Below are 25,465 nucleotides of genomic sequence, written 5' to 3'. Positions count from 1 at the left end.
TGCTCTAATCTATTGATTGATAAATAAAGAGGGAAGGGAGGCGCGATTAGGTTACTAAACACGAATTGAGAAGTGCAATTTCTTCAAAGTTTACAGTGTAAAAAAAAAGCGGCTTTACCCCGGAACAGATAAAAGCCGCTTGCCAATGATGTGTTAATTCACATCTTATCGCATAATCATTTGTTCACGACCAGGACCCACAGACACCATTTTTACTGGTACGCCCATCAGTTCCTCAATGCGTAGAACGTATTTCTGTGCTGCTACTGGTAGCTCTTCAAACTTACGACAACCTGTGATGTCTTCGCTCCAGCTTTCCATTTTCTCGTAGATTGGTGCTAGTGCTGCCGTTTGAGGCCAGATTGGGTTTTCGCTGTGGTCGCCTTCGTAGCCAACACAGATTTTCAGATCGTTAAGACCAGTCAAACAGTCTACTTTAGTTAGCGCAATTTCAGTTGCTGCTTGCAGTTCAACACCGTTCTTTGTTGCTACTGCGTCGAAGTAACCCATATCGCGCGGACGACCTGTAGTTGCACCGAACTCGCCTGCAAGTTCACGAAAAGCGTCTTGTTCTTCCATTGCCGTGATCAACGTACCAGTACCTACTGATGAGCTGAATGCTTTTGCAACCGCAATAACGCGCTCAGGACGAAGTGCTGGAAGACCACTGCCGATACCCGCATACATTGATACAACGTTAGAAGATGTTGTCCATGGGTACTCACCGTAAACAAGGTCACGACCCGCCCCAAGCTGCGCTTCGAACAATAGTGTTTTGTCTTTTGCTTGTAGTTCTTTTAGAGGCAGCGTTACGTTGCAAATTGAATCACGCCAAGGTGCAGACACTTCTAGCAACCAGTTCGCCATTTCTTCAGCGGTTTGTTCAAACTCGAATGTTGGGTAAAGCGCACGCAGTTGCGGAAGTTTCCAATCCATCATGAATTGAAGGCGTTCAACCAATACTTCTGGTTGCTTCAACCAACCAACTAGGATGCCTTTCTTCATTACACGGTCACCGTACGCAGGTGCAATACCTTGACGAGTTGAGCCGTATGCTTTGTCGCCTAAACGTTGTTCTTCTAGCGTATCTTCTAGTGCATGTAGAGGTAGACACAGTGTTGCGCGATCAGAGATGCACATATTCACTTTTACGCCCGCTTCTTCAACTTCCGCAATCTCCTGAGACAGCAACGCAGGGCTGATAACCATACCCGGACCTAATACTGCCAAACAGTCTGGGTTGAAAACGCCACTTGGTAGCTGGTGCAGCTTGAACGTACCTAGGTCGTTAACCACGGTGTGACCCGCGTTGTTACCACCTTGGAAACGAATGCTTGCAGAAGCTTGCTCTGCCAAAAAGTCAACGATGCGGCCTTTGCCTTCATCACCCCAGTTTGCACCCACAACAACGATAGACGACATAATTTAATCTCCAAAAACAGATGTAAAAATCTTAAGATGTTCGCCATAATAAGAGAAATTAATTATACTCATTAACTTGATAAGAATCTCATATCGGAATTGGCAATGTTAGATTTGAACTGGCTGCGAACCTTCGTAACTCTTGCAGAGGTAAAGCATTTCGGCAAAACAGCGACGGAACTGCACATGACGCAACCGAACGTCAGCTTGCATATCAAGCAGTTGGAGCAGGCCACACGCACGAAATTGATTGAGCGAAATCCTGTGCAGTTGACGCAAGCGGGGAAGCGTTTGTTAGATACGGCGCAGCGGATGCTTAATGAGCTGCAAATTTGCCAATCGGATCTCAATGCCATCAATGATCTTACGCAAGGAACGCTTTCTATTGCGGCGAGCGATATCGTTTCACGTTTACTGCTTATCAAACCATTTCAGCAATTCAAAAGTGAATACCCGGGTATCGACTTGGCATTGTTCAATACCACGTCTTCTCAAGCGGTGGATTTGGTGAAAAGTGCGCGTGCCGATATCGGCTTTGTTATCGCACAAAAAGAGAGTCAACCGCTGCATTTTACGCCTCTCACGCAGATTCATTGGTGTGCGTTCGGCGATAACATTTTTGAGTGGCAGGACAATCGAAAAGAGAGCCAGACGTTGATTCTGCTAGGGCACGACACGCGAACCCGTGAGCTGATAGATGCGTCTTTACCTGAGTTAAATCTGCCGAAGCATCGCGTGATGGAAGTGGGCAGTGTGGAAGCACAAATCGACTGGGCAGAAGCGGGGTTTGGGACCGCCATTGTGCCGGATTTCTCTCTTGATCCGAGGTTAATGCTTTCCCGAGAAGTCACGCCTTTGCCTAGTTTTCCAAACACCGATTTCGGCTACATTGTGCGCCAAAATCAGGTGCTCTCCAAAGCCGCCAAACAGCTACTCACTTGGGTTGGAGAGAATGTGTCAGTGGTGGGAGAGTAACGGATGAAAGATGACGACATTATTGTTTCGCTGCCCTCTCTGATTCATCGCATTGGCGGTGAGAATTCTAAACGCATTAAAGTCATTGCGGCGGATTGCGGGTGTGACGTTAAGCGAGTTAGGCGCTCACGTCATTGGCAAGTTTCTGGAGAAGCTTTGAACTTAAAAGCGTTACTTGATCAGCTAAAAGCAGGGCAGTGTGAAGAGCTAAGGTTTGTGATGAATAAGTTGGAGAAAGGGTTATCCGTTCATCAGGACAAACTGGAACCGTTAGAAGAAAAACTGATTCGGTTGGTGGTGCAAAACCCAAATATCACCTTGGCGGAGTTGATGACAGAAACGCACTGTACGATTGCGCAAGCCAGAGCAGCTCGGTTTGAAGCGGAAATGCTCTAGCGTAGAATTTTTATTTACTCATTCTAGCAGCCAATGTTACGGTGCGGGCTATTACTAAAAATTAAGGCCATTTTTTATCATGGATATTTGGAAGCTCCTCCTTTTTATTCCCGCTTGCTTTGCTCTGAATATGACTCCAGGCCCAAACAACCTATTGGCAATGAATAATGCGCGTTGTTACGGTTTTCGTGCCGCGTTTGTCGCTAGTTTAGGGCGTATTACGGCATTTTCTGGCATGATCGCGCTGTCTGCCTCTGGGCTCGCAGTGATTTTGTACACATCAGAAATGCTGTTTTTAGCGTTAAAGCTGGTGGGGGCGTTGTATCTATTGTGGATTGCATTCAACCTTTGGCGTTCGGAATCGAGCCCGATCTCTGAATTAACGAACTCACGCAACTATGCAGGGCTTGCGAAACAAGAGTTTACGCTTGCCGCCGGTAACCCGAAGGCGATTCTTATTTTTACTGCATTTTTGCCGCAGTTTGTTGACGTGAACGCCAACGTTCAAGAGCAGTTTTTTGCCCTTGGCTCCACGTTTTTGATTTTAGAAATGGTCGCCATTTCAATTTACGCGATTTTTGGTTTGTACCTTAGACATTGGTTCTCAAATCCAAAAATGGCGAAACGTTTTAATCGCGGATGTTCGCTGTTTTTAGCCGCATCTGGTGTGAATTTGCTACTAAGTAAGCAATAACGCACATCATTTCTGTAGCGTATTTTTCTATTAAAAAAGAGCCGCTGATGTTATATCAGCGGCTCTTTTCGTTGATGCATCTATTGTTTGTTGTTACCACATCAAGTCATCTGGCACGACGAAATCTGCGTATGGGTCGTCTTCTGCTGGAATGTCCGATTCTGGTTCTTTCTGTTCGATGATGACGGATTCATCACGTTGAGCAATTTTATTCGCTACTCCGCGTGGAATGACAACGTAGCTTTCACCGACAATAGCAATGGCTAGAATGCCTTTAATCAACTGTTCACGGATGAGAGCATCAACATACAGTGACTTAACCAAGGTGCCATGGGTGAAGTTGTACTTAATATCGCCATCTTTTAAGTCGATCTTGTTCATCTCAATCAATTGATTGATTTGCGCTTTGATCTCTTTATTCAAACGCTCGGCATTTTGCTGTTCGCTCAATTGTTTATCACGCTCTAACTGTTGGCGTTTATTCTCTTCAACCGCCGCTTTTACTTCGCGTGCTTGAACGCGTGATTTTTTAGAGCCTTTCTTCGCTTTCTTTAGTTTCTTTTCATTAACTAAGCCAGCTTTTAGCATTTGTTCTTGAAGGGTAAGTTTTGCCATGTTTCATCCAGTTAGTGCGCAATTTTGTGCATTTTAGCGAGTCCTTATCAGCAAGGAAAGGGCGATGATGACACGTCGGAGAAATTATCGGACTCAAGCAAACGCAATGCGTCCCAAAGCATCACTTGGTTGGAGCTTAGTACAGGAATACCAAAGCGGCTTGAGAAATAAGGCAGTAGATGCATGACTCGCATGTTCGTGCATGAAATAAATACCGCGTCCACCGTGTAATCAATCGACTCAAGCAGCTGCGCTAAGGCATTTTCTACGTCTTGCCCTCCAATGGTTGGGATATGGGGATCGTAGTCGAGATTGAAATACCCAAAGGCCAGAACGTCAATGCCATGTTCGGTCATGGACTCATAAAGTGGGTGATTGACGTCATTGGTATACGGCGTCAGCATAACGATTCTTTGAGCTTGATGGTGTTCAAGCGCTCTCAGTGCGGCTTGCCAAGGGTTAGTTGTTATGGCTTCGGGTCTCTCTTGACGAATTAAATCAGTGATTTTATCGGAGCCAATGAGCACACTAGCTGACGTACAGCCAAACGCCATGACGTTGATTGGCCACATTGGCACGATGGTGCGTACACACTCGCGGATACTGTTTTGCATGTCTGTTAAGTGCAGAGGATCGACAGTACCTGTAGTGAGAAAGCGTGAAGTGTATAAGCGAACATCTGCGGGTAAATGCTCGCGCCATTCGTTTTCTAGCACATAGTCGGTCGCGAGTTGAATGAGTCCGATTGAACGTTGATAAGCGGATACATCCGCCGAAAACTCAAACTGAGTGGTTAAAGATTGAAACGTACAGAGCTCTGGCATGTTACGGCCCTCAAAAAGTGCGGTGGTTGCCCACCGCCAAAGTCACAGGGAATAAGTTACATCGTGGATTGAATGCTGGTGAGTTGTTGAGCAGTATAGTCAGCGATTGCGGTGTCTTGAACGCCAGTCCCTGTTAAATCACATACCGAAACATCGTCAACACGCCTTGAGTAGGGGTGCTTGCCGCAAATGATGTCGCCAAGTTCGACTAGGCTACGGGTGAGCGGTTTGTCTACACCACGTAATTCGCCAAGTGATTCTGACTGACTGATTCGATCAACCACCAGATGCTCAGCGTTTAGGATGACTGAGGTGGCAAGCTCACGTTTATGAGGGCTGTCTGAACCCATAGCGATCACGTGTGCTCCTGATGGGATATCTTCCCAATTCAGCAAAGGTTCTTTTGATGGTGTTGTCGTGACAATAATGTCGGCTTCTTGGCATGCTTGCTGGATAGAGGAATGCACGGATACGGATAGATCGTATCGTTGCTCCATACGTTGTTTGTAAGCCTGCGATTTTGTGTTGTCTCTTGCCCAGATGTTCACTTGGGAGATTGGCCTAACTAATTTTATCGCAGCGACTTGGAGTTCTGCTTGAAGCCCACTGCCAATAACCGTAATTTTGGATGCTTCTGAGTTCGACAGGTATTTCGCGGAGATAGCGCCGGCGAGAGCAGTACGAATGTCGGTTAGATACCCTTCGTCAAACAATACGCTATCAACCAGCCCTGTTTTCGCGCTAAAGAGCACCATCAAACCATTTAGGCTGGGTAGTCCCAGTTTTGGGTTATCAAAAAATCCTGGGCTGATTTTTATCGCGAAGCGCTCATTACCTTTGATATGCGCCGTTTTTACATCCACTTCGCCGTTATGCTCTTCGATTGCCATGCTAAGAATCGGAGGCATAGTGACGTTGCCTTGCCCAAGCGCTTTGAAGCCATTTTCCACGGCCGCTAACGCATTAAGATCTAACTGAGTCACTTGCTCTATCTGAGATTTATTATAGATTTTCATTCGCACGACCTCGGTTATTCTTTGACTTGGCGGCCAATTTTTAATGCCGTCTCAAAAGTGTCTGAAGAGACGTTTTTTCCACTGAGCACCAAAACGACTTTCTTACCGCGCAAGTCCAGTTGATGCTGGTGAATGGCGGCAAGCCCCACTGCGGCCGCGCCTTCTACGGCAAATTTTTCTGCATCGAAAATATCTGCCATGCCTTTGGCGATGTTGTGTTCACTGACTAAAAACGCTTTATCCATGACTTCTTGCACGAGTTTGAAGGTATAGCGATTGTCTAAACCTATGCCGCCACCTAAGCTGTCAGCAAACGATTCGTGCTCTTCAACTTGTACTGGTTTTCCTGCTTTAATGCTTTCTACCATCGCAGCGCCTTTGTCCATGGAAACGCCATACACGTTCACTTTGCTGCTGTTTGATTTTGCGGCTAAGCCAATACCACCAATCAATCCGCCGCCAGATAACCCGGCGAAAATGACGTCGACATCAGGAAGATCTTCAATGATTTCTAGCCCAATGGTCCCTTGTCCGGCGATGATGTCTGGGTGTTCGAATGGTGAGAGATAGGTCATCGACTCTTCTTCTGTTAGCCTCAATGCTTCTCGCTCCGCGTCGTCTTGAGCTTGACCAACTATTCGAACTTCTGCGCCTAATGCTTTAATTGCGTCGACTTTGTTTTGTGGTACTAAATTGGACATACAAATCACGGTGCGGACTCCTAGTCGTTGCCCTGCATAAGCCACGGCACGGCCGTGGTTACCAGTAGAGCAAGTGACGACGCCATGTTGTTTTTGTTCCTGACTCAGTTTGTTCATGGCATGAGTCGCTCCACGCAATTTAAAAGCACCAATAGGTTGTAGTGTTTCCAGTTTTAACCAAATTTCACATTGATATTGTTGCGATAACAGTGGTGAGTGAAGTAATGGTGTGCGACTGACTAATCCGTTAATCGCTTTCTTTGCGGCAAAGATTGCTTGTGTTTCCATGTAGTACGTCTCTTAGGACCGCCCCCTCTAATTTGGTCAGAGGGGGCGGTAATCGTTGGTAGGTTTGTGAGTTGGTTAATTCGCTGCTATTTTGGCTGCCACTGTTTAGACGTGACGAGGTTATCCATCACTTTATTGACCGCTTGGTGCGCTTTGTCGACAATAGTGTCGATGTCATTACGATTTGCGATAAGCGGTGGGGCAAAGCCGAGGATGTCACCATGTGGCATGGCGCGAGCGATTAAGCCTTGCTCTAAACAGGCTGCCGCGATTTGCGGACCCACTTTCAAGTTTGGATCAAAGTGTGCTCGGCGGAGTTTGTCTGAAGAAAACTCCAACGCATGCAACAAGCCAACGCCACGAGTATCACCGATCAATGGATGATCGTTAAACGTTTCCGCCATACGTTGCTGCAGGTAAGCGCCGACCTCGGCTGCGTTTTGCACCAAGCCTTCACGTTCAATGATATCGAGGTTGCAGTTCGCGGCTGCCGCTCCCATTGGGTGACCGGAGTAGGTATAACCGTGTCCGATAGCGCCCCATTGGTCGGTGCCGTTTTCTAGCACACTCCAAACTCGTTCACCGACGATCACGCCAGACAGCGGTTGATACGCTGAGGTTAACCCTTTCGCTACCGTGATGAGATCCGGTTTCATGTCGTAGTGCAGTGAGCCAAAATCGGAGCCGAGGCGACCAAAACCACAGACCACTTCATCCGCAATCAAGAGTACATCGTATTTGTCTAGTACTTTACGAATCGCCTGCCAGTACCCTTCTGGTGGTGGCACAATACCGCCAGTACCGAGCACTGGTTCCGCAATCATCGCTGCTACCGTTTCTGGGCCTTCTTCCAAGATCATCGCTTCGAGTTGATCCGCACAATATTGAGAGAATTCAAGCTCAGACATACTCTCGTCTTCACGGCGATAGTAATACGGCGCCATGGTGTGCTTGATGCGCTCAAGCGGTAAATCAAAATGTGCGTGGAACAGAGGTAGCCCTGTCATTGAACCCGAAGCGATACTTGAGCCATGGTAGCCGCGATCACGGGAGATAATTTTTTTCTTCCCTGGTAGACCACGAGCATTGTTGTAATACCACACCAACTTAAGTTGAGTTTCGTTCGCATCACTGCCTGACATGCCGTAGTAGACTTTACTCATGCCTTCAGGCGCCATTTTGATGATGCGATCTGACAGTGTCACTAGTGCTTCGTTGGTATGACCGACGTAAGTGTGGTAGTACGCCAGCTCTTTGGCTTGTTCATAAATAGCATCGGCCATTTCAGTCCTGCCATAGCCAATGTTCACACAATACAACCCGGCAAAGCCGTCTATCAGCTCGATGCCTTCTGAATCGGTGATGCGTATTCCGCTTCCGCTCGAGATAATTCTTCCCGAAAGCTCCCCAGCCGCATACTGCTTCAGGTGGGTTGAGGCATGAAATACTCTCTGACGGTCGATCTCTAAAAGTTGTTGGGTTTTGTTGCTCATGATCCTTCTCCTCGAATAATTGGATATCCATATTTCGTGCCTTAACTGCCACTGACGGTTGGTAAAGCGCCTAAGCAGCAGTATTTGATTTCACTGTATTCTTCAAAGCCGTGGCGACTGCCTTCTCGTCCAAGTCCAGACTGTTTCACACCGCCAAATGGGATAGGGTGGCCAGTCATCTTGACGGAGTTCACGCTCACCATGCCAAATTCCAAACCACGCATGCAGCGCCAAATTTGGTGAATATCGTGACCATAAACATAGGCAGCTAAGCCGTACTCAGTGTCGTTGCTCATTTCAATCACGGTATCTAAGTCTTGGTAAGGCAACACGCCTGCCACAGGACAAAAATTCTCTTCGCGATACACCGCCATATCAGGGGTGACATCGGCCAGCAATGTCGGCGCGAAGAAGTTTTCTTCTGGTACGGGCTGGTGGTATCCCGCTACCAATCGCGCGCCTTTGTCGAGTGCGTCACGCACCAAATCATGCGCTTTATCCACCGCAGCGCGATTGATCAGCGGCCCCATGGTGGTTTTTTCATCTAAACCATTGCCCAAAACAATGTGGTTCATTTCTTTGGCAAACGCTTCCAAAAACGCTTCGTACTTATCTTCGGGGACGAAAATACGGTTTGCGGCCAAGCAGTCTTGTCCTGCAGTTTGAAACTTGGCATCCACGGCGGCTTTGGCTGCTTGCTCGACATCCATATCTGGCAGCACGATGAAAGGGGCATTACCGCCGAGCTCCATACTGCACTTCTTCACGGTTTGTGCCGCGTCGCGCAGCAGCAACTTACCCACTCGAGTTGAACCGGTGAACGAGAGTGCTTTGACTTTATCGGAGTGACACAAGGTTTGTGACACCATCACCGCATCGCCAGTGATCACGTTAAATACACCAGGTGGAAAGCCAGCTCGGTCCGCTAATTCTGCCAAGGCCAATGCGGAGAAAGGCGTTTCACTGGCAGGTTTGATGAGCACCGGACAGCCTATCGCTAATGCTGCGGCGGCTTTACGGGTGACCATTGCATTAGGAAAATTCCATGGTGTAATCAGTGCTGCGACACCAATCGGCTCGCGTACCGTCGATAGTTGCGCATTCGGAATATGACTTGGGATGGTTTCTCCATAGCTGCGGCGTGCTTCCTCTGCAAACCAGCGAACAAAGGATGCGCCGTAGTCGATTTCACCCAAAGCATCACCTAATATTTTGCCTTGCTCCATAACCATCAAACGAGCAAGATCTTGTTTTGATTCTAAAATCAGATCGTGCCAACGCATGAGAATTTCAGCGCGTTCTTCTGCTTGCATTTTTCGCCATTGACGAAAGGCTTGGTCGGCTTCATCAATCGCTTGATAGAGTTGTTGCTGAGATAGCTTGGTAATGTAGCCGATGACCGTACCATCCGCTGGATTATCCACCGGATGAAATTGGTCACCACTTACCCATTTGCCATTTACGTACGCTAAACCTCTCACCAAACGTACGTCTTTCATTATCGCCATCATGTCGTGCGAGGCTTTTAATTCCTCAGCATGTAAGCTGTGCAGTGCTGTCATGAGTCCTTCTCCCAGCGTCGTTGTCCATAGTTAAACTGTAATGGAGAAGTGACCGAAATAATTTCTGATGCCGAGGTTTAAACCATCAAAACTTTCTTTTCCACACCGTTAGATATGGTGATTTTTCTGGTCGTCTTTTAAGCGTGTTTTCCCTTTTAGAACAAGGCGTTTTGGTTCACTTCTAATGTGCCTGCATCACGTTTGATTGTTTTCGTCACGATATAAGTAAAGTAGCGCTCAATGCCCACCTCTGACTCTAACCAGTTGTCGATAAGCCGCTGATATTGATCGATATCTTCCGACTGAATTTTGAGTATGTAATCGACACCGCCGCCTGTGGCATAACAATCAGTGACTTCTGGTGAGTGTTGAACCAGTTGCTCGAAACGTTTGAATGCTTGGGCGCTGTGCTCTTTGAGCGTAACTTCAACCATGACCGACGTTCGTTTGAACAAAACATCGGTATTTACTTTTGCCCCGTAGCCTTCAATGATGCCTGCTTCTTCCAGTTTTTTGACACGCTCCCAGCAAGGGCTCACGGATAGGTTAATGGCCTCGGCAAGGTGAGATTTGGTAATACGGCCATTGTCATGAAGTATTTGTAGAATTTTTACGTCGTAGCGATCGAGGCGCATAATTGGTCTCCCTGTAAAATACCAATCAGTTCAGAATAGTTGATGACTGGTCAACCGCTATAAGGTGGCCCGAAGGCCACTCCTTTTTCTGTTATTGATTGAACTCTTGTTCCAGTGAGCTCAGCACTGCTTTACCGCTGTCGCCTGTAAGCTCGATGTATTTGTCCCGCATTGGCATAGAAGCTTGTTTAAATGCTGCACGTTCGTCACTGTCGAGTTTTATCATCTGCATATCTGGTTTGGCTTGCTTAATTTGATCAAGACGTTTTTGGTTAAACTCATCCTGTTTTTCAAATATAAAGTCAGTCATACCAGCGATGACTTTATTGACCTGATCTTGGCGGGCTTGTGGGAGGGTTTCGAACCAACTGTTGTTGGTAATGACAGTCGTAGTAAATTGTTGCTGTCCTGCCCAGATCATGTAGTCGTTCACTTCGTAGAACTTCATTTCTTCGATAGCAAAAACGGGGTTTACTTGACCATCGATCATTTTAAGTTGCAGAGCACCATAGACTTCTGAGTAGGGTAAAGGCGTAGGGTCGGCTCCAAACGATTTATAAGCCTCAACCAGCATTGGCGATGCCATCACGCGCATTTTGAAGTTATCAAAATCTTTTGGAGAACGAATCTCACGGTTGGTCGTCCACACCATTTCACCTTCTGGATACATAGTGAGAAGTTTGAGGTTTTTCTGTTCTAGCTTTCCGCCGAGTGTGTCATAGATAGTAGGGCTTGAACTCAGCACTTTTTTATTCACATCATTGTCTTGCGACAAAAGGTAAGGGATGGAGAAAACCTGCATTTCGGGCACGAATGAACCAAAAATACCTGGCGATGCGTTGGTAAATTGGATAATACCGTTCGCAGTAAGCTCGGTAAGATCTTCTGACTGACCCAATGTACCGTATGGATAGACTTCCACTGTGACGTCGCCATCGGTTGCATTTTCGATGCGCTTTTTAAACTCTTGCGCATAAGCATCTTGCACCGAGCCTTTGACTTCTTCTAGAGCGAATTTCCACGTCTCTGCATAAACATTGCTGGTGGCAAAGCTGGCAGCGATCAGTACGGCACTCGTTAGGTAGCTGTGTTTCATCGGATTCATCCATTTCTTCCTTAATCAGTTTGTGAGTCAATTCACCAACGGCAGGTGATACACCAGACCCGATGTTGTGTCGTGTTTAGGGCGTRTTGACCTTTCGAGCTGATTTTTGCAGCGATTTGTGGGTGGCCTGCATAAAAAGCCGATAACGCAGTAGAAATGAACCACAAAGGCTGCCCGAAGGGTTCGGTTAAAATCGTTTTATGCTTTGTTGAAGGCCATTTGCTTAGAATGACTAGGCTGCATAGTCTTCGCCGCGCCTAAAACGATTTTACCTCGAACAAAATTTAACCGCGAAAGGTCAATACGCCCTAGTAAGAGTTAGTTTAATTCGCCACAGTCTTCGGCAATTACGGCGACCGTGTCACCAATGTTGACCATGGCAGGGAAACGACGTGCAGCAAAAATCCCACTGCGCTGCGCTTTGTATTCGATTGGGTCGCTCCCTGTACGCTCGGTTGAATAGATTCTTGCCAGTACATCGTCTTGTTTGATGGTATCGCCAAGCTCAAATAAGTATTCGGTGATACCGTTGTGCTGGCTTTGCACGTAGCAACTTGCATCGGGCATATCAAGCAACCTAGTTGGCAGGGTTGGTTTTTCGTAATCACCTGATAAGTTGCCCGAAAAACGCAAGAAGTTACGAATACCACGGTCGGCATAAGCGATGGTTTCTGGAGTGCTGGTTCCGCCACCTCTGAGCTCTGTGGTGACGAAAATTTTGCCTTGAGATTCCACTGCGGTGTCGTACAGGCTGGTGGCGTCCATTTCGAGCAAGATCATGGTGTAAGGTGCGCCAAACAGCTTTGCACCTAAGATGCATGCTTCTTCTTGATCGAGGTTGTCGAGGCGATGGGCTGCGGCGAAAGGCACGATGTCTAACGTTTTACCACCTGAATGAATGTCTAACGCAAAATCGCACATGGGTACTAAGTAACGAGTAAAGTAATCCGCGATTTTTTCGGTCACTGAGCCTACAGGGTTTCCGGGAAAGCTGCGATTTAAATTCCCTTTATCGATAGACGATGTGCGCGAGGCATTTTGTACCGCAGGTAAGTTCATCATTGGCACAATAATGACGCGACCTTGTATTTGCTCTGCTTGCAGCGAGTTTGCCAATTTTAGCAGGCTGGTGATGCCTTCGTATTCATCACCGTGATTACCGCCAGTAAGCAGCGCCGTTGGCCCGTGACCATTTTTTATCACGGTGATAGGTATCATGATGCTTCCCCAAGCGGAGTCATCATGGGAATAGGGCAGCGCTAAAAAGCCGTGCTGCACGCCTTCTCGGTCAAAGTCTACGGTGGCTGTGATCGAGCTCTTTTGCATATCGAGTCCTTTTTGTTCTTAAGCCTAGTTCAACAGAACTTACGGTTTGAAAAGTTAGTGTTTAACAAATAAGTGGCGTGGGAAATCACACAGTGTTTTTGCACCATCACGGGTGATCACAATGCTTTCGGTGGTTTCTAACCCCCAATCTTCAAACCATAGCCCCGGCATAAAGTGGAATGTCATGCCTTCTTTTAATACGGTTTTATCGGTGTCTCGCAAGCTCATGGTTCGTTCGCCCCAGTCAGGAGGGTAGCTCAGACCAATTGGGTAACCACATCGGGCGCCTTCACGTGAGAATCCTGCTTTATCGAGGACTTGGTTCAATGCGTTGGCGATGTCGGCGCAAGTATTGCCTGGTCTTGCGACTTCTAAGCCTGCTTCGAGACCTAAAGTTAATGCTTCATCTGCACGTTTGAATTTGTCGTCCGGTTCTCCAAGAAAAATAGTGCGAGAGAGTGGGCAATGGTAACGGCGATGCGCGCCAGCGATTTCGAAAAAAGTACCTTCGCCTTTTTTGAAAGGCCTATCGTCCCACGTTAGGTGAGGTGCAGAAGCATCAGAACCAGATGGCAAAAGCGGCACGATCGCGGTGTAATCGCCAAAGTGATCTTCATGCCCAAGTACTGCTTGGCGGTTAATCTCGGCGACAAGGTGATGTTTAGGCAATCCTGGCTCGATCATATCGAACGCGACGCGATGCATATTTTCAACAATGCGAGCTGCGCGGTACATATAAGCCAGTTCTTGATCAGATTTAACGGCGCGACACCAATTGACTAGCCCGGTTGCATCGAGAAGTTGAGCATTCGGCAAGTGCGTGGTGAGTGACTCGTAAGCGGTGGCACTAAAGTAATAGTTATCTTTTTCCACCCCGATACGGCCGCGATCCCAAAGACGCGGGGCGAGTACCGCTTCTACCAGAAAATCCATTGGGTGTAATGGTGGGTTCATTACATAATGGTCTGGGTAGTAGGTGATGTTTTCTGCCGACATATACGCAGTTCTGTATGCCCCATTGGCATCTTGGCAGCGCCCAAACCAAACAGGCTCGCCAGATGATCCTACAACGACACATTGTGGGACATAAAAAGACCAACCGTCATAACCAGTCAGCCATGCCATGTTAGAAGGATCGTGAATGATAAGGACATCCAACTCTCGTTCTTCCATCGACTGCCGAACTTTTGTTAATCGGTCCTGGAATTCATCCAGTGTAAAATGCAAAGCAACGCCTCTCATATTTTCTCCTTGTTAAAAATCCGACGCCTTATGGGCCTTCGGAGACGTTGAGGTATTTCTACCTTCCACCAGGTCAGCCAGACCTGCGTTTAAAAACTATTGCAACTCACCACTGCGGCTGGGTTTGGATTAAACGATGCCATTTAACATGTTTGTTGAATCTATATTTCTCATGTCAATCATTACAATTGTGGCTCATTTTTGTGCATTACACCGCATTTGATGGCTAAAAACTCGCCATTTGTTAAATTGAAGTTACAATGAGCATTAAAAATGAATCAATTAAAATATTGTGTCATGACAATTTCTTTGAACCCGATCATTCGCCCAGGCACCGCTAAGTACATCTCCATTGGCAATTATCTTGTCGAATGTGTCCGCAGTGGTTACCTAAAACCCGGTACTCGACTACCCACACATCGTGAGTTTGCGGAGCAAATTGGCGTGAGCGTACAAACCGTCAGTCATGCATATGGTTATGCAGAGAAAAAAGGTGCGCTCGAGTCTTGGGTGGGAAACGGTACGTTTGTAAAATCAGGCTTTGTGGATGAAAGCACGGACACGGAGTTCATGCTGACGCAAGAGATGAAAGAAACGCCGGATGAAATTGATATGTCGATCGCTCATCCGGTAGTAACCGATCGCCACATTACGCTTTTTAATCAGGCGTTAATGGAAATTGCTGGGCAAACAAACAATCGCAGTTTGATCAGTAAAGCAAAGCCAGTAACAGGTCAGCCTCATCATATTGAGTCCGGAGCGCGATTTCTCAGTAGCCAAGGACTGGACGTTGGTACCGATCAAATATTACTCACAAATGGTGCATGCCATGGCTTGACGTTGGCTTTAAGCACCGTTGTTGAACACGGTGATTTAGTCGCTTGTGGTCACTTAGTCGATCATGGCTTGATCTCTCGCTCGAGAATGCTTGGATTTAAGTTACAGCCGCTTGAGATGGATGAGTTTGGTATCACGCCGGATGCATTTGAATGGGCATGTAAACACAAACCAATCAAGGCGCTGTGTTGCACACCGAGCATGGCCAATCCGAATAGTGCGCATATGGATATTGTGCGCCGAGAGGCAATAGCAAATATTGCGAAGCAGTATGAGATCTACGTGATTGAAGATGACGTGTATGGGGCACTAGAGCCCAATCGTGTCCCACCTCTCGCCGCACTGTTACCCGAGCAGGCTTTTTATGTCACCAGTTTAACCAAAGTCGTAGCGCCAGGTATGCGTACGGGCTACTTAACGGTCCCACGTCATTTTTTGCAGCATGCGATTGGCCGTTTAGCTGCGACGAGTTGGTCTGCGACCCCGTTACCGTTTGAAGTTGCTCATTTGTGGATCGAAAACGGTACATTAAATCGACTTATTCGATTTCAAGTCAATGAATTTGCCAAGCGCCAGCGAATAGCAAAAGCCACCTTAGAAGGGCATGTTTATAGCTCACACCCGAATGGTCAGCACATTTGGTTGAGGTTACCCGAGCAGTGGAGCAGTGATGATCTGGTCGCTTCGGCTAAGCGTTCTGGGGTGCAGATCACGGGGTATAAACCTTTTGTTCTCGATACTAATCAGCCAATGCCTTACGTGCGAATCAGTTTGGGAGCAGAGACTAATCGAGGCTACATCAAGCATGGGTTATCTGTGATTGCAGAAATTCTCGATACAAACCCTCCAACCTCTCACTTTTTGGTCTGAGCAGTATGCTCTGACCAATTTTTTCTGCGAAAGCGCCAAGTTCAGAAAATCTTTCTTATTCACCTGATTGACTTGATTGTCATGAAAAAGATAACGTTTCATTAACATTTTTGTTGATCAGGAGCAGCGCGGATGAAAGGGATTTTTCAGTGGCTAGATAAATATATACAGAAAGCGGAGGCGGCACTGCTCATTGGCTCGGTGCTTCTTATTGCGTTGAACTCAATTGCTAACGTATTAGGGCGCTACCTCTTTAGCCAAAGCATCTACTTTTCAGAAGAACTCAATTATTTCCTCATTATCGCCGTCACGTTTATTGGTTGCAGTTATGCTGCCCGCCAATCTCGCCATATCCGTATGACGGCATTTACCGATATGCTTCCAAAGCGTATACAAACTTTAGCCAACGGCATTATTTATTTACTCACCGCTGCATTGGTGGCGGTACTAACTTGGTATTCGTGGCAATACATTGGCAAGGTGAGCCAAATGGGGCGTCTTTCTCCTGCAATGCAAGTACCTTTGAGTTGGGTGTACTTAATCGCACCGATTGGCCTTTTCTTTAGCACGGTTCAGTTCGCGCGTGTGGGTGGTCGCCATATCAAACGTTTCATAACGCTGACAAAACTTTCACGCTCATCTCGACCAGATAGAGTCGGCTCTGCCACTAAGCAGGAGAAAGCGCTATGACGACCGCTCTTGTTGCAACGATGATCACGTTGTTGGCTTTTGGATTTCCGATGTTGGTACCGCTATTAGCGGCGACCATGTTGGGATTTATTGTTTTTCTTGGTCTGGGGCCAGATTTTATGATCCAGCAAATGCTTGCTGGCATCAAACCCGCTGCGTTGATCGCAGTACCGATGTTTATTCTCGCGGCAGAAATTATTACCCGAGGCGTGGCAGCAACGCGCTTGCTAGATGTCGCAATGGCGTTTGTTGGGCACGTTCGTGGCGGTCTGGCGATCACCTCATCGCTTAGCTGTGCGATGTTTGGTGCGGTATCTGGGTCTACACAAGCCACCGTTGTTTCTGTTGGCTCTATTATGCGACCGAAAATGTTGGAGTATGGTTACAAAGACAGCTTTGCTCTGGCTTTGATTATTAACGCCTCTGACTTAGCGCTCCTTATTCCACCGAGTATCGGTATGATCATCTATGGTGTGGTGTCTGGAACATCGGTTGCGGAGCTGTTTATTGCTGGTATTGGACCGGCGATCGTGATTTTATTGATGTTTTCTGCCTACTGTTATTTTTATGCAGGTAAAAGCTCTGTAGAAAATGCCCCGCGAGCCAGCTGGAAAGAGCGTTGGACCACAATACGTAAAGCGGTTTTACCATTTGGTTTTCCGATCATTACTGTTGGCGGTATTTATGCTGGAGTATTTAGCCCTACCGAAGCGGCGTCGGTTTCGGTGTTGTACGCTGTGTTATTAGAAATGGTTATCTTCCGTAAAGTGAAATGGAAGGAGCTTGGCGAAATCGCGCTTTCTACGGGCATGGTTACCGCGGTGGTATTTATCTTAGTCGCAGCAGGGGCTGCTTTTTCTTGGGTAATTTCATTTGCCCAGATCCCGCAAGAATTGTTGGGTATGATCGGGATTAATGATCTTTCGCAGACCGAGTTACTGGTCGTTATTTCAATTGCGTTCTTTATTGGTTGTATGTTCGTTGATCCAATCGTAGTGATGCTGATTTTGATCCCTATCTTTGCACCTGTGATTAAGTCCTCTGGCATTGACCCAGTACTGGTCGGCACCATCGTGACCTTGCAAGCTGCGATAGGCTCTGCAACGCCGCCATTCGGTTGTGATATTTTTACCGCGATTGCCGTGTTTAAACGCCCTTATGTAGAAGTGATTCGCGGCACACCACCGTTTGTGTTCATCTTGCTGTTGGTCTCTGTGATGTTGATTTTCTTCCCTTCGATTTCACTTTTCTTACGTGATCTAGCGTTTCGATAGTATCGACTAAACGCTCAAAGCCGCTGAATATCAGCGGCTTTTTAATCTATGCTCTCAAACTGGTTCAACTTATCCTGTTCTCCAGTCTCCATTGGCTAGGCGACTTTCCTGTCCAACTGCGAAAGTGGCGGCTGAATACCGCAGTTTCTGCATAGCCCAGTTGCAACGCGATATCGGTAATACTCTGAATATTCTCACTTAAACGCTGCTCGGCGAAATCCTGTCGTACTTGTTGTAACAACTGTCGATAACTTGTTTCCTGCTGTTTCAACTTGTTTTGTAGCATTCTCGGATGCAGGTCTAATGCTCTGGCGACGCGCTCAACGCTGCATTCTCCCGTCGATAGCAAACGACCAATCATATTGGCCGCTTGGTCACTGAGATTGTTAGGATAGCGGGTTTGCAAATACTTGAGGTGCTGTTGAAAGTGGCGATCCAGTGCGTCTTCGTCTTGGTGATTCTTAGCGTTGAGCAGGTTGGCTTTGAGCAATATACCGTCAAACTTATCACCAAAACGCAGTTTGTTCTGTTGGGCAAACTTGCTTTGCTCTACTTCCAATGTTGCGTGTTGAGTCAAATGCAGCGCGAAGTGGCTTGCTTCAATATCGAGCAAACTGGCGATAAACATGGCTAAATGTGACACACTGAGCTGCATCAACTGCGCAATACCGCGGTCACTATTCACATCAATATTGAGCGACAATCGTACCCAATCATCTTGTGGCGTCATGTTGAGAGTAACGCCTGACGAATGCAGATAGAGATAATCATTCACCCGCGCCAATGCATCACCGACCGTTTCAGCACGAGAAACCAGCATCGGCAAATCGCCTAAACTTTGCAGGTTTTGGCGCTCGGCGAGTAACGCACCAAACAACGGTTGCTTACAACGAGCAGCCGCTTCTTCCAGTAATTCAGCCAACCTAGGGTAGGCGAGATAGGTATCGGGATCGCGAAACTGCGCGGCAGACAGGCCAACAGCGGCCATTATCTCTTGCGGATTCTGACCTAATTCTGAAACCAAGCTATCAAATTTATCGGCAGCGCCACTTCGTACGATATACATGTCTCGATTTTTAAATGTTAACAGGTTGTAAATCGCAATATATCAAATTTACTTCGTAAAAGGTCAAGTGAGTGCCAGTGAGTTGATCTAAGTTACATTTCGATAACAACAACGCATGGATGAGAAGCTGTATGGAACTTATCAATAAAACTGCCATAGTGACTGGCGCTGCGGGTGGAATTGGGCAAGCTATTATTGCAAAGCTAAGAGAGCAAGGAGCCAAAGTGCTTGCTGTCGATATTTCAGAGCAATCACTGCAAATGTACGCAAGTTTTGGCTCTAAGCAGTTGGAAACCTTTGTTGCGGACGTCACCGATTACCAACAAGTCGAAGCCATGGTGAAGTACGCGGTCGAACAATTTGGCTCACTTGACATCATGGTCAACAATGCAGGCATCGGCGCACCGAAACCTCTGCTTGAACATGATCCTATCGCCGACTTTGAGCCTATCTCTAAAGTCAACCAAAACGGCGTTTACTATGGCATTCTCGCCGCTGGACGACAATTCCAAGCGCAAGGGACACCGGGCGTGATCCTCAATACCTCTTCCGTTTACGCCCAAATGGCCTCCGAGATGACGTTTACCTACAACGTCAGCAAAGCCGCAGTCGATATGATGACCAAATGTGCCGCTCTAGAGTTAGCGCCTCTTGATATTCGTGTGTGCGCGGTTGCTCCGGGACGCGTTGATACTCCGATGTTAAGGCAATACGAAGAGATTGGCTTGTGGAACCACATCCGCAAAGAACAGATGCGTCAAAACTTCACGCAACCAGAAGAGATTGCCAACGTGGTGGCGTTTCTTGTCAGCGAGAAAGCCAACTGTATCAACGGCTGCACCATTAGCGCATCTGACGGTTTCGAGAATTTTAAGTACCCACTCATGGGATAGATGGAATAGGCGAGCACGCCAAATTACAGCAATAGTGAGGATGTAAGTTATGTCATTACCAGAAGTTATTCAGCATCAAGATTTCCTATTAACTCTTAATACTAATGAAGAGTCGATCATTAAAGACGCTCTACCGGGTGTTGATGTTTACCCACTGTTTCTTGATCCAGAAAACGGTACGTGGGTGATTCGCGCCAAGTTCAAACCGGGCGTGACTCTACCTAAGCACTTCCACACTGGTGTGGTGCACTTCTATACCCTAAGCGGCGCTTGGCACTACATTGAGTACCCAGATCAAGTCCAAACCGCTGGCAGCTACTTATATGAGCCGGGCGGCTCGATTCATACTTTCCACTGCCCTGAAAGCTCAGGCGGTGCCGACGGTTTTATGGTGATCCAAGGTGCGAACATTAACTTTGACGAAGAGGGTAACTTCCTCAACATCATGGACGCAGGTTGGATTGAGCAAGTGGTGGTTGCCGCCGCTAAAGCGCAAGGCTTTACTGCACGCTACATCAAGCCGGGTGCGATTGCTGGCCTGAGTGATGATCTTGCGGAGTAATCTCATGCAACAGATGAACAGTATCGTAATGCTAGATGGCCGTGTCCGCCTGCAGCAAGTCGAAATACCTCAGCCCGCAGCAGGACAAGTGTTGGTTCGCAGCCTTGCCTGTGGGATTTGTGGCTCCGACCTACACATTACTCGACACGCGGATGAGGTGTTTGATGTATTCCACCAGCTCGGGTTGATGCCTGATGAAGTCGGTGAGCACGCTCAAGTGATGTTGGGACATGAATTCTGTGCGGAAATTGTCGAATACGGCGCTGACACGCAGCAAACGTTGCCTGTAGGTAGCCGAGTCACCTCTGTGCCGATGTTGCTCAGCCAAAATGGCGCAGGCGTTGGTGTCACTCCGGGTACTTACGGCGCTTACTCTGAGTATTTCCTACTTGATGAAGCGCTCCTACTGCCAGTGCCCGACGAAATGCCGTCCGAGGCGGCGGCATTGACCGAACCACTGGCGGTCGGTTTGCACGCGGTCAATCGCAGTGAAATCGAGACGGAAGAAACAGCGCTGGTTGTCGGTTGCGGTCCTATAGGACTGGCTGTGATTGCTGCACTGAAACAACGTGGCGTGAGCAATATTCTTGCGGTCGATCTTCAGGAAGAGAAGTTGCTACTTGCTAGTGAGTTTGGCGCAAATCGATTGATCAACCCGACCAAGGAAGACGAGATCGCCGTCGGGGCACAGTACGCAATGAATTCACGTTTGGTCATTTATGAGTGTGTTGGCAAACATACTTTAATTGATGATTTCATGCGCCGTGCTCCTGCCCGAGCACGAATCGTTGTATCAGGCATTCATACGACTCCAGCAACCGTTAACTACGCGTACGCGACGGTAAAAGAGCTCGATTTGAGATTCTCTTACTACTACCAACCACACGAGTTTGAGCAATGCCTACAAGCGATTGCCGAACACAAGTTGCCTTGGCAGAAAATGCTCACTGCCAAAGTGGGAATCGATGGTGTGGAAGATGCGTTTAGACAGTTAATGACGCCAAATGATCACATCAAAGTCGTTATCGAACCTTGGCGCAGCGGCGCGTTAGAAGTGGTTTAACTCTTAGCCAACTTAAGCTAGCCAAAACCAAGTTTAGTTTGGTGACAGCCCCAACCGTAGCAGCTAGGTTGGGGCTTTTTTTGTTAGGCCTGTTCTGCGCATTTCTGTTGCAGAGCAGGGTAATCGGTGTAGCCTCGTTCGTTTCCGCCAAACAACGTTGAGCCATCGAGTTCTGCCAACGGATGGTGATGTTGCAAGCGAGAGACTAAGTCTGGGTTTGCTACGAATGGTCGTCCGAATGCGACAAGATCCGCGTAGCCTTTCTCTAATACTTCGTTTGCTCGTTGAGGATCGTAGCGACCTGCAACAATAATAGCGTTGCGAAAGCGCTTTCTAAGTTCGACTCGAAACGCCTCAGGAATCGTTGGAGCATCGGCCCAATCGGCCTCGGACAAGTGTAAGTAGGCAATGTCGCGCTCCTGTAGTTGCTTTGATGCTTCTAAGATTGTTGGCACGATATCTGGGCAGTCCATATCTTTAAACGTAATGAATGGTGCCAATCTCACTCCAACTCGATGCGCACCAACAGCGGCGATAACTGCATCCACTACTTCGATAAGAAAACGGATACGATTTTCTCGTGGACCGCCGTAGTTGTCTGTTCGATGGTTTGAGTTGGTTCTTAAGAACTGATCGATCAGATACCCATTCCCGCCGTGGATTTCTACCCCATCAAAACCCGATTCAATGGCGCGTTTGGCTGCGTTCGCGAAATCACCGACAACTCGGTTGATGTCCGCTTGTGTCATGGCGCGTGGCTCAACACAATCGACCATATTGCCGTTGCCTTGTTCATCCGCAATCCAAACTTGCGTCTCTACCGGAGCGAGCGCAGATGGTGCGATAGGCTGTTCACCATTTTGGAATGTTGGGTGAGACACTCTGCCCACATGCCATAGCTGACAAAACATCGCTGCACCTTGTGATTTGACCGCTTGGGTCACTCCTTGCCAGCCCGCCACTTGCGCATCGGTGTAAACGCCAGGGGTGAACGAATAGCCTTGAGAATCGTCCGAAATTTGTGTGGCTTCGGAAATGATCAGCCCGGCAGAAGCGCGCTGTTGATAATACGTTGCCATCATCTCATTCGGGATGTTGCCCGGCTGAGTGGTGCGTGCGCGAGTCATTGGTGCCATGACAATACGGTTTTGTAGTGACAACGCTTTTAGTTGAGCTGGTTCAAACAGCTTATTTGTTCTTTGTTTCATGTTGCGCTCCTCAGATAAGTACTGGCACGTTGGTCTCTTTACGAGCGGTTGCCATCCAGTGAAGTACGGCTGGATCCCATTGCACTTCGGGCGCACTGAAAAAGCCGCGTAGAATGGAGAACATAATGGCCTGATCAACCAGTGACGTTTGCTTTTCTGAACTTAGGTTGAGCAAGGATTTGGTTTGTTCTATCAAAGCGGCGACTTCTTTCGCAATCGCAGGTGTATCGTTAATCAAGGCTTCAAAATTTAATGCTTCGGTTTCTTTTTTTGCACGCCATGCTTGTTTAGCGGTTTCTGTTGCAAATTCCGGTAACGTCATGTTTGACCAACGCGGATACCCGACTTTTTGTAGCGGTAAAAACGCCTGTTTTTGCCAGTCTAAAACCGGTGCTGAGGGTTGGCTGCTTTCATTGGAAGATGCCAATTCAAGGAAGTAGTTGATGATGTCTAAGCTTTCCGCCATCGCTTCGCCATCGTCTTTGATCAAAAGAGGAACTTGTTTTGCGCCGATGATGTTTGTGGTGGTGCTCTCGTCGTCATAAGCAATGTTGATGACGTCGAGCTGAATATTCAGCATGCCTGCAACAAAACGGACGCGGGCGCTAAAGGGGCAATGTTCATAAATGTACAGTTTCATTTTTTGTTTCCTATCTCTTGGCTGGGCAGGGCGTGTTGTTGTGCGTTGAACAGCGTTACTGCGTTTAACTTTTCCCTGTCACATAACGTTCTGGGTCTAAACAATGTCGATAGGGTCAGTATATGGGTTCGACTTAATTTGATAATTGGGTAATATCTGAATTGATTATTCAGTTTTTCCAAATAATAAGGGTGCGAAGATGGATAAGTTTTCGGATATGACGTTGTTTGTCAGCATCGTTAAACATCAAGGTCTGGCGGCGGCGGGAAGGGAGTTAGGTTTATCTCCGGCGACGGTAACGGCAAGGTTGCAAGCGATAGAAGAACGCTATGGCGTAAAGCTGCTCAACCGAAGCACACGCCATGTATCACTCACGGACGCAGGGGCAATGTACCATCAAGCTTGTTTGAACATCATTGATAGCGTGAAAGAGACGGAAAACTTACTGCAAACGGGTATTTCGCAAGTGCGCGGAACGTTGAAAATTTCAGCTCCACGAGATATTGGCAAACAAATTATTTCGCCGATGGTGTCGGCTTTTTCTGAGCAATATCCGGATGTGACGCCTTATCTTTATCTTAATGACAATTTGTCGAACTTGGCTGAATCGGGGCTCGATTTAGTGATTCGTTACGGCGAGTTAGCGGACAGCAATCTCATTTCGCGCAAGCTGGCATCGAGTCAACGCGTACTGTGCGCGTCACCTGATTATTTGTTGAAGCAAGGTATCCCAAACTGTCCTCAAGATCTCGCGGATCATCGCTGCTTAGCCATGGTGCGCAGCAATGAAGAATTAAAAACCTGGCACTTTAAAGATGAAGAGTCTCACCAAACGATCACGGTCACGCCAAAGCGCTTTTCTGATGATGGTGAAGTGATTCGACAATGGGCGTTGGACGGTGCGGGGATTGCGTTGAAATCGATTTTAGATATTCAGCAAGACCTAAAACAACAACGTTTAGTAACGGTTTTGGATGGGTATATGAAAAACTTCAGCGCCTTTTCGCAAGGCGAAGAAGCGGATCTGCATGTCATTTATCAAAGCCGCCAATATCAACCGAAAAGAGTTCGCCTGTTTTTGGACTTTCTAGTTGAGCAATTTAGCGCGCTGAGTGATACCAGCAATCAGATCTAGATGCGATTCAGAGGTTTCTCGGCGGTGGCGATAAATCCCGACGGTGCCAGGGTTTGGTTCGTTTTCCATGGTTAAGCATCGTAAGCCAAAGGATTCCAAATACGGTTTCAGGTGGCCGGTATAAGACATCACCGCGACGCTTTCTTTCAGTACATCAATACTGGCGAGCAGAGAATCCACTTCGTAAGCCGGTCTGTCATCCAGTTGCTGCCTTTCGCGTTCATTTTGTTTCGGGATTGGGTTATCGATGACGTGAGCGAATTTCTTAGCGTCATAAGTGACTGAAAGAGCGGGGTATTCGTGCAGCATCTCTTCGGTGACGGTTTTCCCTAGCAGTGGATGGTTTGGGGAAACAAAATAGGCATCAACCGTTTGAAATAAAGGAATAAACGTAACATCGCATTTAGACGACAAGCCGACAATCTCGTGGCCGATGAAGAATTCAATCTGTTCGTTGATTAATGAATCCATCAAGCCTAAGTGGTTACCAAATTCGACGTGCGTAGATGCCGATGGCTGCTTGGTCAGATGTTCATTGAGTGCTTGTTTGACGAACAGCGGCCACCACGCATCGCCAGTACCCATTTTAATTTTTCCGACTTTGTACTGTTTCCGTTCATCAATGCTTTGCATCATTTGGTTGTATTCATGCTGCATCGCGTTGCTATGGCGATAGAGGATGCGCCCGTATTCGGTCAACACCATGCCATTAGGGTGACGTTCAAACAGCGTCACGCCGAGATTCTCTTCCAGCTTCTTTAAATTGCTTGTTACCGTTGGCTGGCTTAACCCTGCCATTCTTGCCGCAGCGCTGATGCTTTGGCAGCGTGCAACCAGTAAAAATTGCTGCAGAGATTTGTCCATTTTCTTTCCCCTCTAAGAACGAGGGGTATTTTGCACAATTTCATTTATAAATCACAAATCTGTAATCTC

25 protein-coding genes are annotated in these 25,465 nt (G+C 47.4%); 10 read left to right on the top strand and 15 right to left on the bottom strand.

The window, feature by feature from the left end; genetic code table 11:
- Positions 1-165: 165 nt before the first annotated feature.
- Complete coding sequence (locus R2S67_RS13190; RefSeq protein WP_005464135.1) at positions 166-1,422, bottom strand: adenylosuccinate synthase; 1,257 nt, start codon at positions 1,420-1,422, stop codon at positions 166-168.
- Between the two features lie 105 nt (positions 1,423-1,527).
- Here R2S67_RS13190 and R2S67_RS13185 point away from each other — a divergent pair, with 105 nt between their 5' ends.
- From R2S67_RS13185 to R2S67_RS13175, 3 genes are all read left to right on the top strand, one after another.
- The gene (locus R2S67_RS13185) at positions 1,528-2,397 is read left to right on the top strand and encodes a LysR family transcriptional regulator (protein WP_006741384.1); all 870 of its coding nucleotides are present in this window, start codon (positions 1,528-1,530) and stop codon (positions 2,395-2,397) included.
- A 3-nt stretch (positions 2,398-2,400) separates the two neighbouring features.
- Positions 2,401-2,793 (top strand): ribosome recycling factor family protein, encoded by a 393-nt coding sequence (locus R2S67_RS13180; protein ID WP_317344963.1) that lies wholly within the window; start codon positions 2,401-2,403, stop codon positions 2,791-2,793.
- Between the two features lie 79 nt (positions 2,794-2,872).
- Positions 2,873-3,487, top strand: a complete 615-nt coding sequence (locus R2S67_RS13175) for a LysE family translocator (RefSeq protein ID WP_006741386.1) — start codon at positions 2,873-2,875, stop codon at positions 3,485-3,487.
- A gap of 93 nt (positions 3,488-3,580) precedes the next feature.
- On the opposite strand, the gene R2S67_RS13170 is transcribed toward R2S67_RS13175, so the two are convergent.
- From R2S67_RS13170 to doeA, 10 genes are all read right to left on the bottom strand, one after another.
- Entirely contained in the window at positions 3,581-4,102 is a 522-nt protein-coding gene (locus R2S67_RS13170) for a DUF2058 domain-containing protein (RefSeq protein ID WP_006741387.1), read from the bottom strand.
- 47 nt (positions 4,103-4,149) lie between these two features.
- Positions 4,150-4,926 (bottom strand): Asp/Glu racemase, encoded by a 777-nt coding sequence (locus R2S67_RS13165; RefSeq protein WP_124007664.1) that lies wholly within the window; start codon positions 4,924-4,926, stop codon positions 4,150-4,152.
- 56 nt (positions 4,927-4,982) lie between these two features.
- A complete protein-coding gene (locus R2S67_RS13160) occupies positions 4,983-5,942 on the bottom strand; it encodes a cyclodeaminase (RefSeq protein WP_006741389.1) in 960 nt (319 codons plus the stop codon).
- 14 nt (positions 5,943-5,956) lie between these two features.
- The gene (eutB, locus tag R2S67_RS13155; RefSeq protein WP_256898850.1) at positions 5,957-6,931 is read right to left on the bottom strand and encodes a hydroxyectoine utilization dehydratase EutB; all 975 of its coding nucleotides are present in this window, start codon (positions 6,929-6,931) and stop codon (positions 5,957-5,959) included.
- Between the two features lie 86 nt (positions 6,932-7,017).
- Positions 7,018-8,424: an aspartate aminotransferase family protein gene (locus tag R2S67_RS13150; protein WP_317344962.1), complete on the bottom strand. Its 1,407-nt coding sequence runs from the start codon at positions 8,422-8,424 to the stop codon at positions 7,018-7,020.
- 41 nt (positions 8,425-8,465) lie between these two features.
- Entirely contained in the window at positions 8,466-9,986 is a 1,521-nt protein-coding gene (locus R2S67_RS13145; RefSeq protein WP_317344961.1) for an NAD-dependent succinate-semialdehyde dehydrogenase, read from the bottom strand.
- Between the two features lie 155 nt (positions 9,987-10,141).
- Complete coding sequence (locus tag R2S67_RS13140; protein ID WP_006741393.1) at positions 10,142-10,621, bottom strand: Lrp/AsnC family transcriptional regulator; 480 nt, start codon at positions 10,619-10,621, stop codon at positions 10,142-10,144.
- 91 nt (positions 10,622-10,712) lie between these two features.
- Entirely contained in the window at positions 10,713-11,726 is a 1,014-nt protein-coding gene (gene dctP / locus R2S67_RS13135; RefSeq protein ID WP_005392727.1) for a TRAP transporter substrate-binding protein DctP, read from the bottom strand.
- 318 nt (positions 11,727-12,044) lie between these two features.
- Entirely contained in the window at positions 12,045-13,052 is a 1,008-nt protein-coding gene (doeB, locus tag R2S67_RS13130; RefSeq protein WP_006741395.1) for a N(2)-acetyl-L-2,4-diaminobutanoate deacetylase DoeB, read from the bottom strand.
- A gap of 54 nt (positions 13,053-13,106) precedes the next feature.
- A complete protein-coding gene (gene doeA, locus R2S67_RS13125) occupies positions 13,107-14,294 on the bottom strand; it encodes an ectoine hydrolase DoeA (protein WP_005392731.1) in 1,188 nt (395 codons plus the stop codon).
- Positions 14,295-14,567: 273 nt separating this feature from the next.
- On the opposite strand from doeA, the gene R2S67_RS13120 reads away from it, so the two are divergent.
- From R2S67_RS13120 to R2S67_RS13110, 3 genes are all read left to right on the top strand, one after another.
- Positions 14,568-16,001 (top strand): PLP-dependent aminotransferase family protein, encoded by a 1,434-nt coding sequence (locus R2S67_RS13120; protein WP_005392732.1) that lies wholly within the window; start codon positions 14,568-14,570, stop codon positions 15,999-16,001.
- 132 nt (positions 16,002-16,133) lie between these two features.
- Positions 16,134-16,691 carry a TRAP transporter small permease gene (locus tag R2S67_RS13115; protein ID WP_167427291.1) on the top strand — a complete coding sequence of 186 codons (558 nt, stop codon included), beginning with the start codon at positions 16,134-16,136 and terminating at the stop codon, positions 16,689-16,691.
- On the top strand, positions 16,688-17,965 hold the full coding sequence (locus R2S67_RS13110) for a TRAP transporter large permease (protein WP_005392736.1): 1,278 nt from the start codon (positions 16,688-16,690) through the stop codon (positions 17,963-17,965). Before R2S67_RS13115 ends, R2S67_RS13110 begins: the two co-directional genes overlap by 4 nt.
- A 64-nt stretch (positions 17,966-18,029) precedes the next feature.
- On the opposite strand, the gene R2S67_RS13105 is transcribed toward R2S67_RS13110, so the two are convergent.
- Positions 18,030-19,031, bottom strand: a complete 1,002-nt coding sequence (locus R2S67_RS13105) for an AraC family transcriptional regulator ligand-binding domain-containing protein (RefSeq protein ID WP_317344960.1) — start codon at positions 19,029-19,031, stop codon at positions 18,030-18,032.
- A 131-nt stretch (positions 19,032-19,162) separates the two neighbouring features.
- On the opposite strand from R2S67_RS13105, the gene R2S67_RS13100 reads away from it, so the two are divergent.
- Genes R2S67_RS13100 through R2S67_RS13090 form a run of 3 tightly spaced genes read left to right on the top strand, consistent with a single transcriptional unit; the run spans position 19,163 to position 21,549 of the window.
- Entirely contained in the window at positions 19,163-19,924 is a 762-nt protein-coding gene (locus R2S67_RS13100; RefSeq protein WP_005392740.1) for an SDR family NAD(P)-dependent oxidoreductase, read from the top strand.
- A gap of 49 nt (positions 19,925-19,973) precedes the next feature.
- Positions 19,974-20,486 carry a 2,4'-dihydroxyacetophenone dioxygenase family protein gene (locus R2S67_RS13095; RefSeq protein ID WP_134645453.1) on the top strand — a complete coding sequence of 171 codons (513 nt, stop codon included), beginning with the start codon at positions 19,974-19,976 and terminating at the stop codon, positions 20,484-20,486.
- A gap of 4 nt (positions 20,487-20,490) precedes the next feature.
- Positions 20,491-21,549 (top strand): zinc-binding dehydrogenase, encoded by a 1,059-nt coding sequence (locus tag R2S67_RS13090; RefSeq protein WP_301576695.1) that lies wholly within the window; start codon positions 20,491-20,493, stop codon positions 21,547-21,549.
- A gap of 83 nt (positions 21,550-21,632) precedes the next feature.
- Here R2S67_RS13090 and R2S67_RS13085 read toward each other — a convergent pair whose 3' ends face one another.
- Together R2S67_RS13085 and grxB are read right to left on the bottom strand one after the other, a co-directional pair.
- Positions 21,633-22,757: an alkene reductase gene (locus tag R2S67_RS13085; protein WP_226420404.1), complete on the bottom strand. Its 1,125-nt coding sequence runs from the start codon at positions 22,755-22,757 to the stop codon at positions 21,633-21,635.
- 10 nt (positions 22,758-22,767) lie between these two features.
- Positions 22,768-23,397, bottom strand: a complete 630-nt coding sequence (gene grxB / locus R2S67_RS13080; RefSeq protein ID WP_317344959.1) for a glutaredoxin 2 — start codon at positions 23,395-23,397, stop codon at positions 22,768-22,770.
- A 199-nt stretch (positions 23,398-23,596) separates the two neighbouring features.
- Here grxB and R2S67_RS13075 point away from each other — a divergent pair, with 199 nt between their 5' ends.
- Positions 23,597-24,532 carry a LysR family transcriptional regulator gene (locus tag R2S67_RS13075; RefSeq protein ID WP_317344958.1) on the top strand — a complete coding sequence of 312 codons (936 nt, stop codon included), beginning with the start codon at positions 23,597-23,599 and terminating at the stop codon, positions 24,530-24,532.
- Here the strand turns inward: R2S67_RS13075 and R2S67_RS13070 are convergent.
- Complete coding sequence (locus R2S67_RS13070) at positions 24,485-25,396, bottom strand: LysR family transcriptional regulator (protein WP_317344957.1); 912 nt, start codon at positions 25,394-25,396, stop codon at positions 24,485-24,487. The two genes, R2S67_RS13075 and R2S67_RS13070, sit on opposite strands and share 48 nt — an antisense overlap.
- Between the last annotated feature and the right edge of the window lie 69 nt (positions 25,397-25,465).

The sequence above is a fragment of the Vibrio sp. T13N genome (genome assembly GCF_032970445.1).
GTDB classification, from domain to species: domain Bacteria; phylum Pseudomonadota; class Gammaproteobacteria; order Enterobacterales; family Vibrionaceae; genus Vibrio; species Vibrio diabolicus.
Note: the sequence above shows the minus strand (reverse complement) of the source record. Positions and strands in the feature narration are given on the sequence as shown.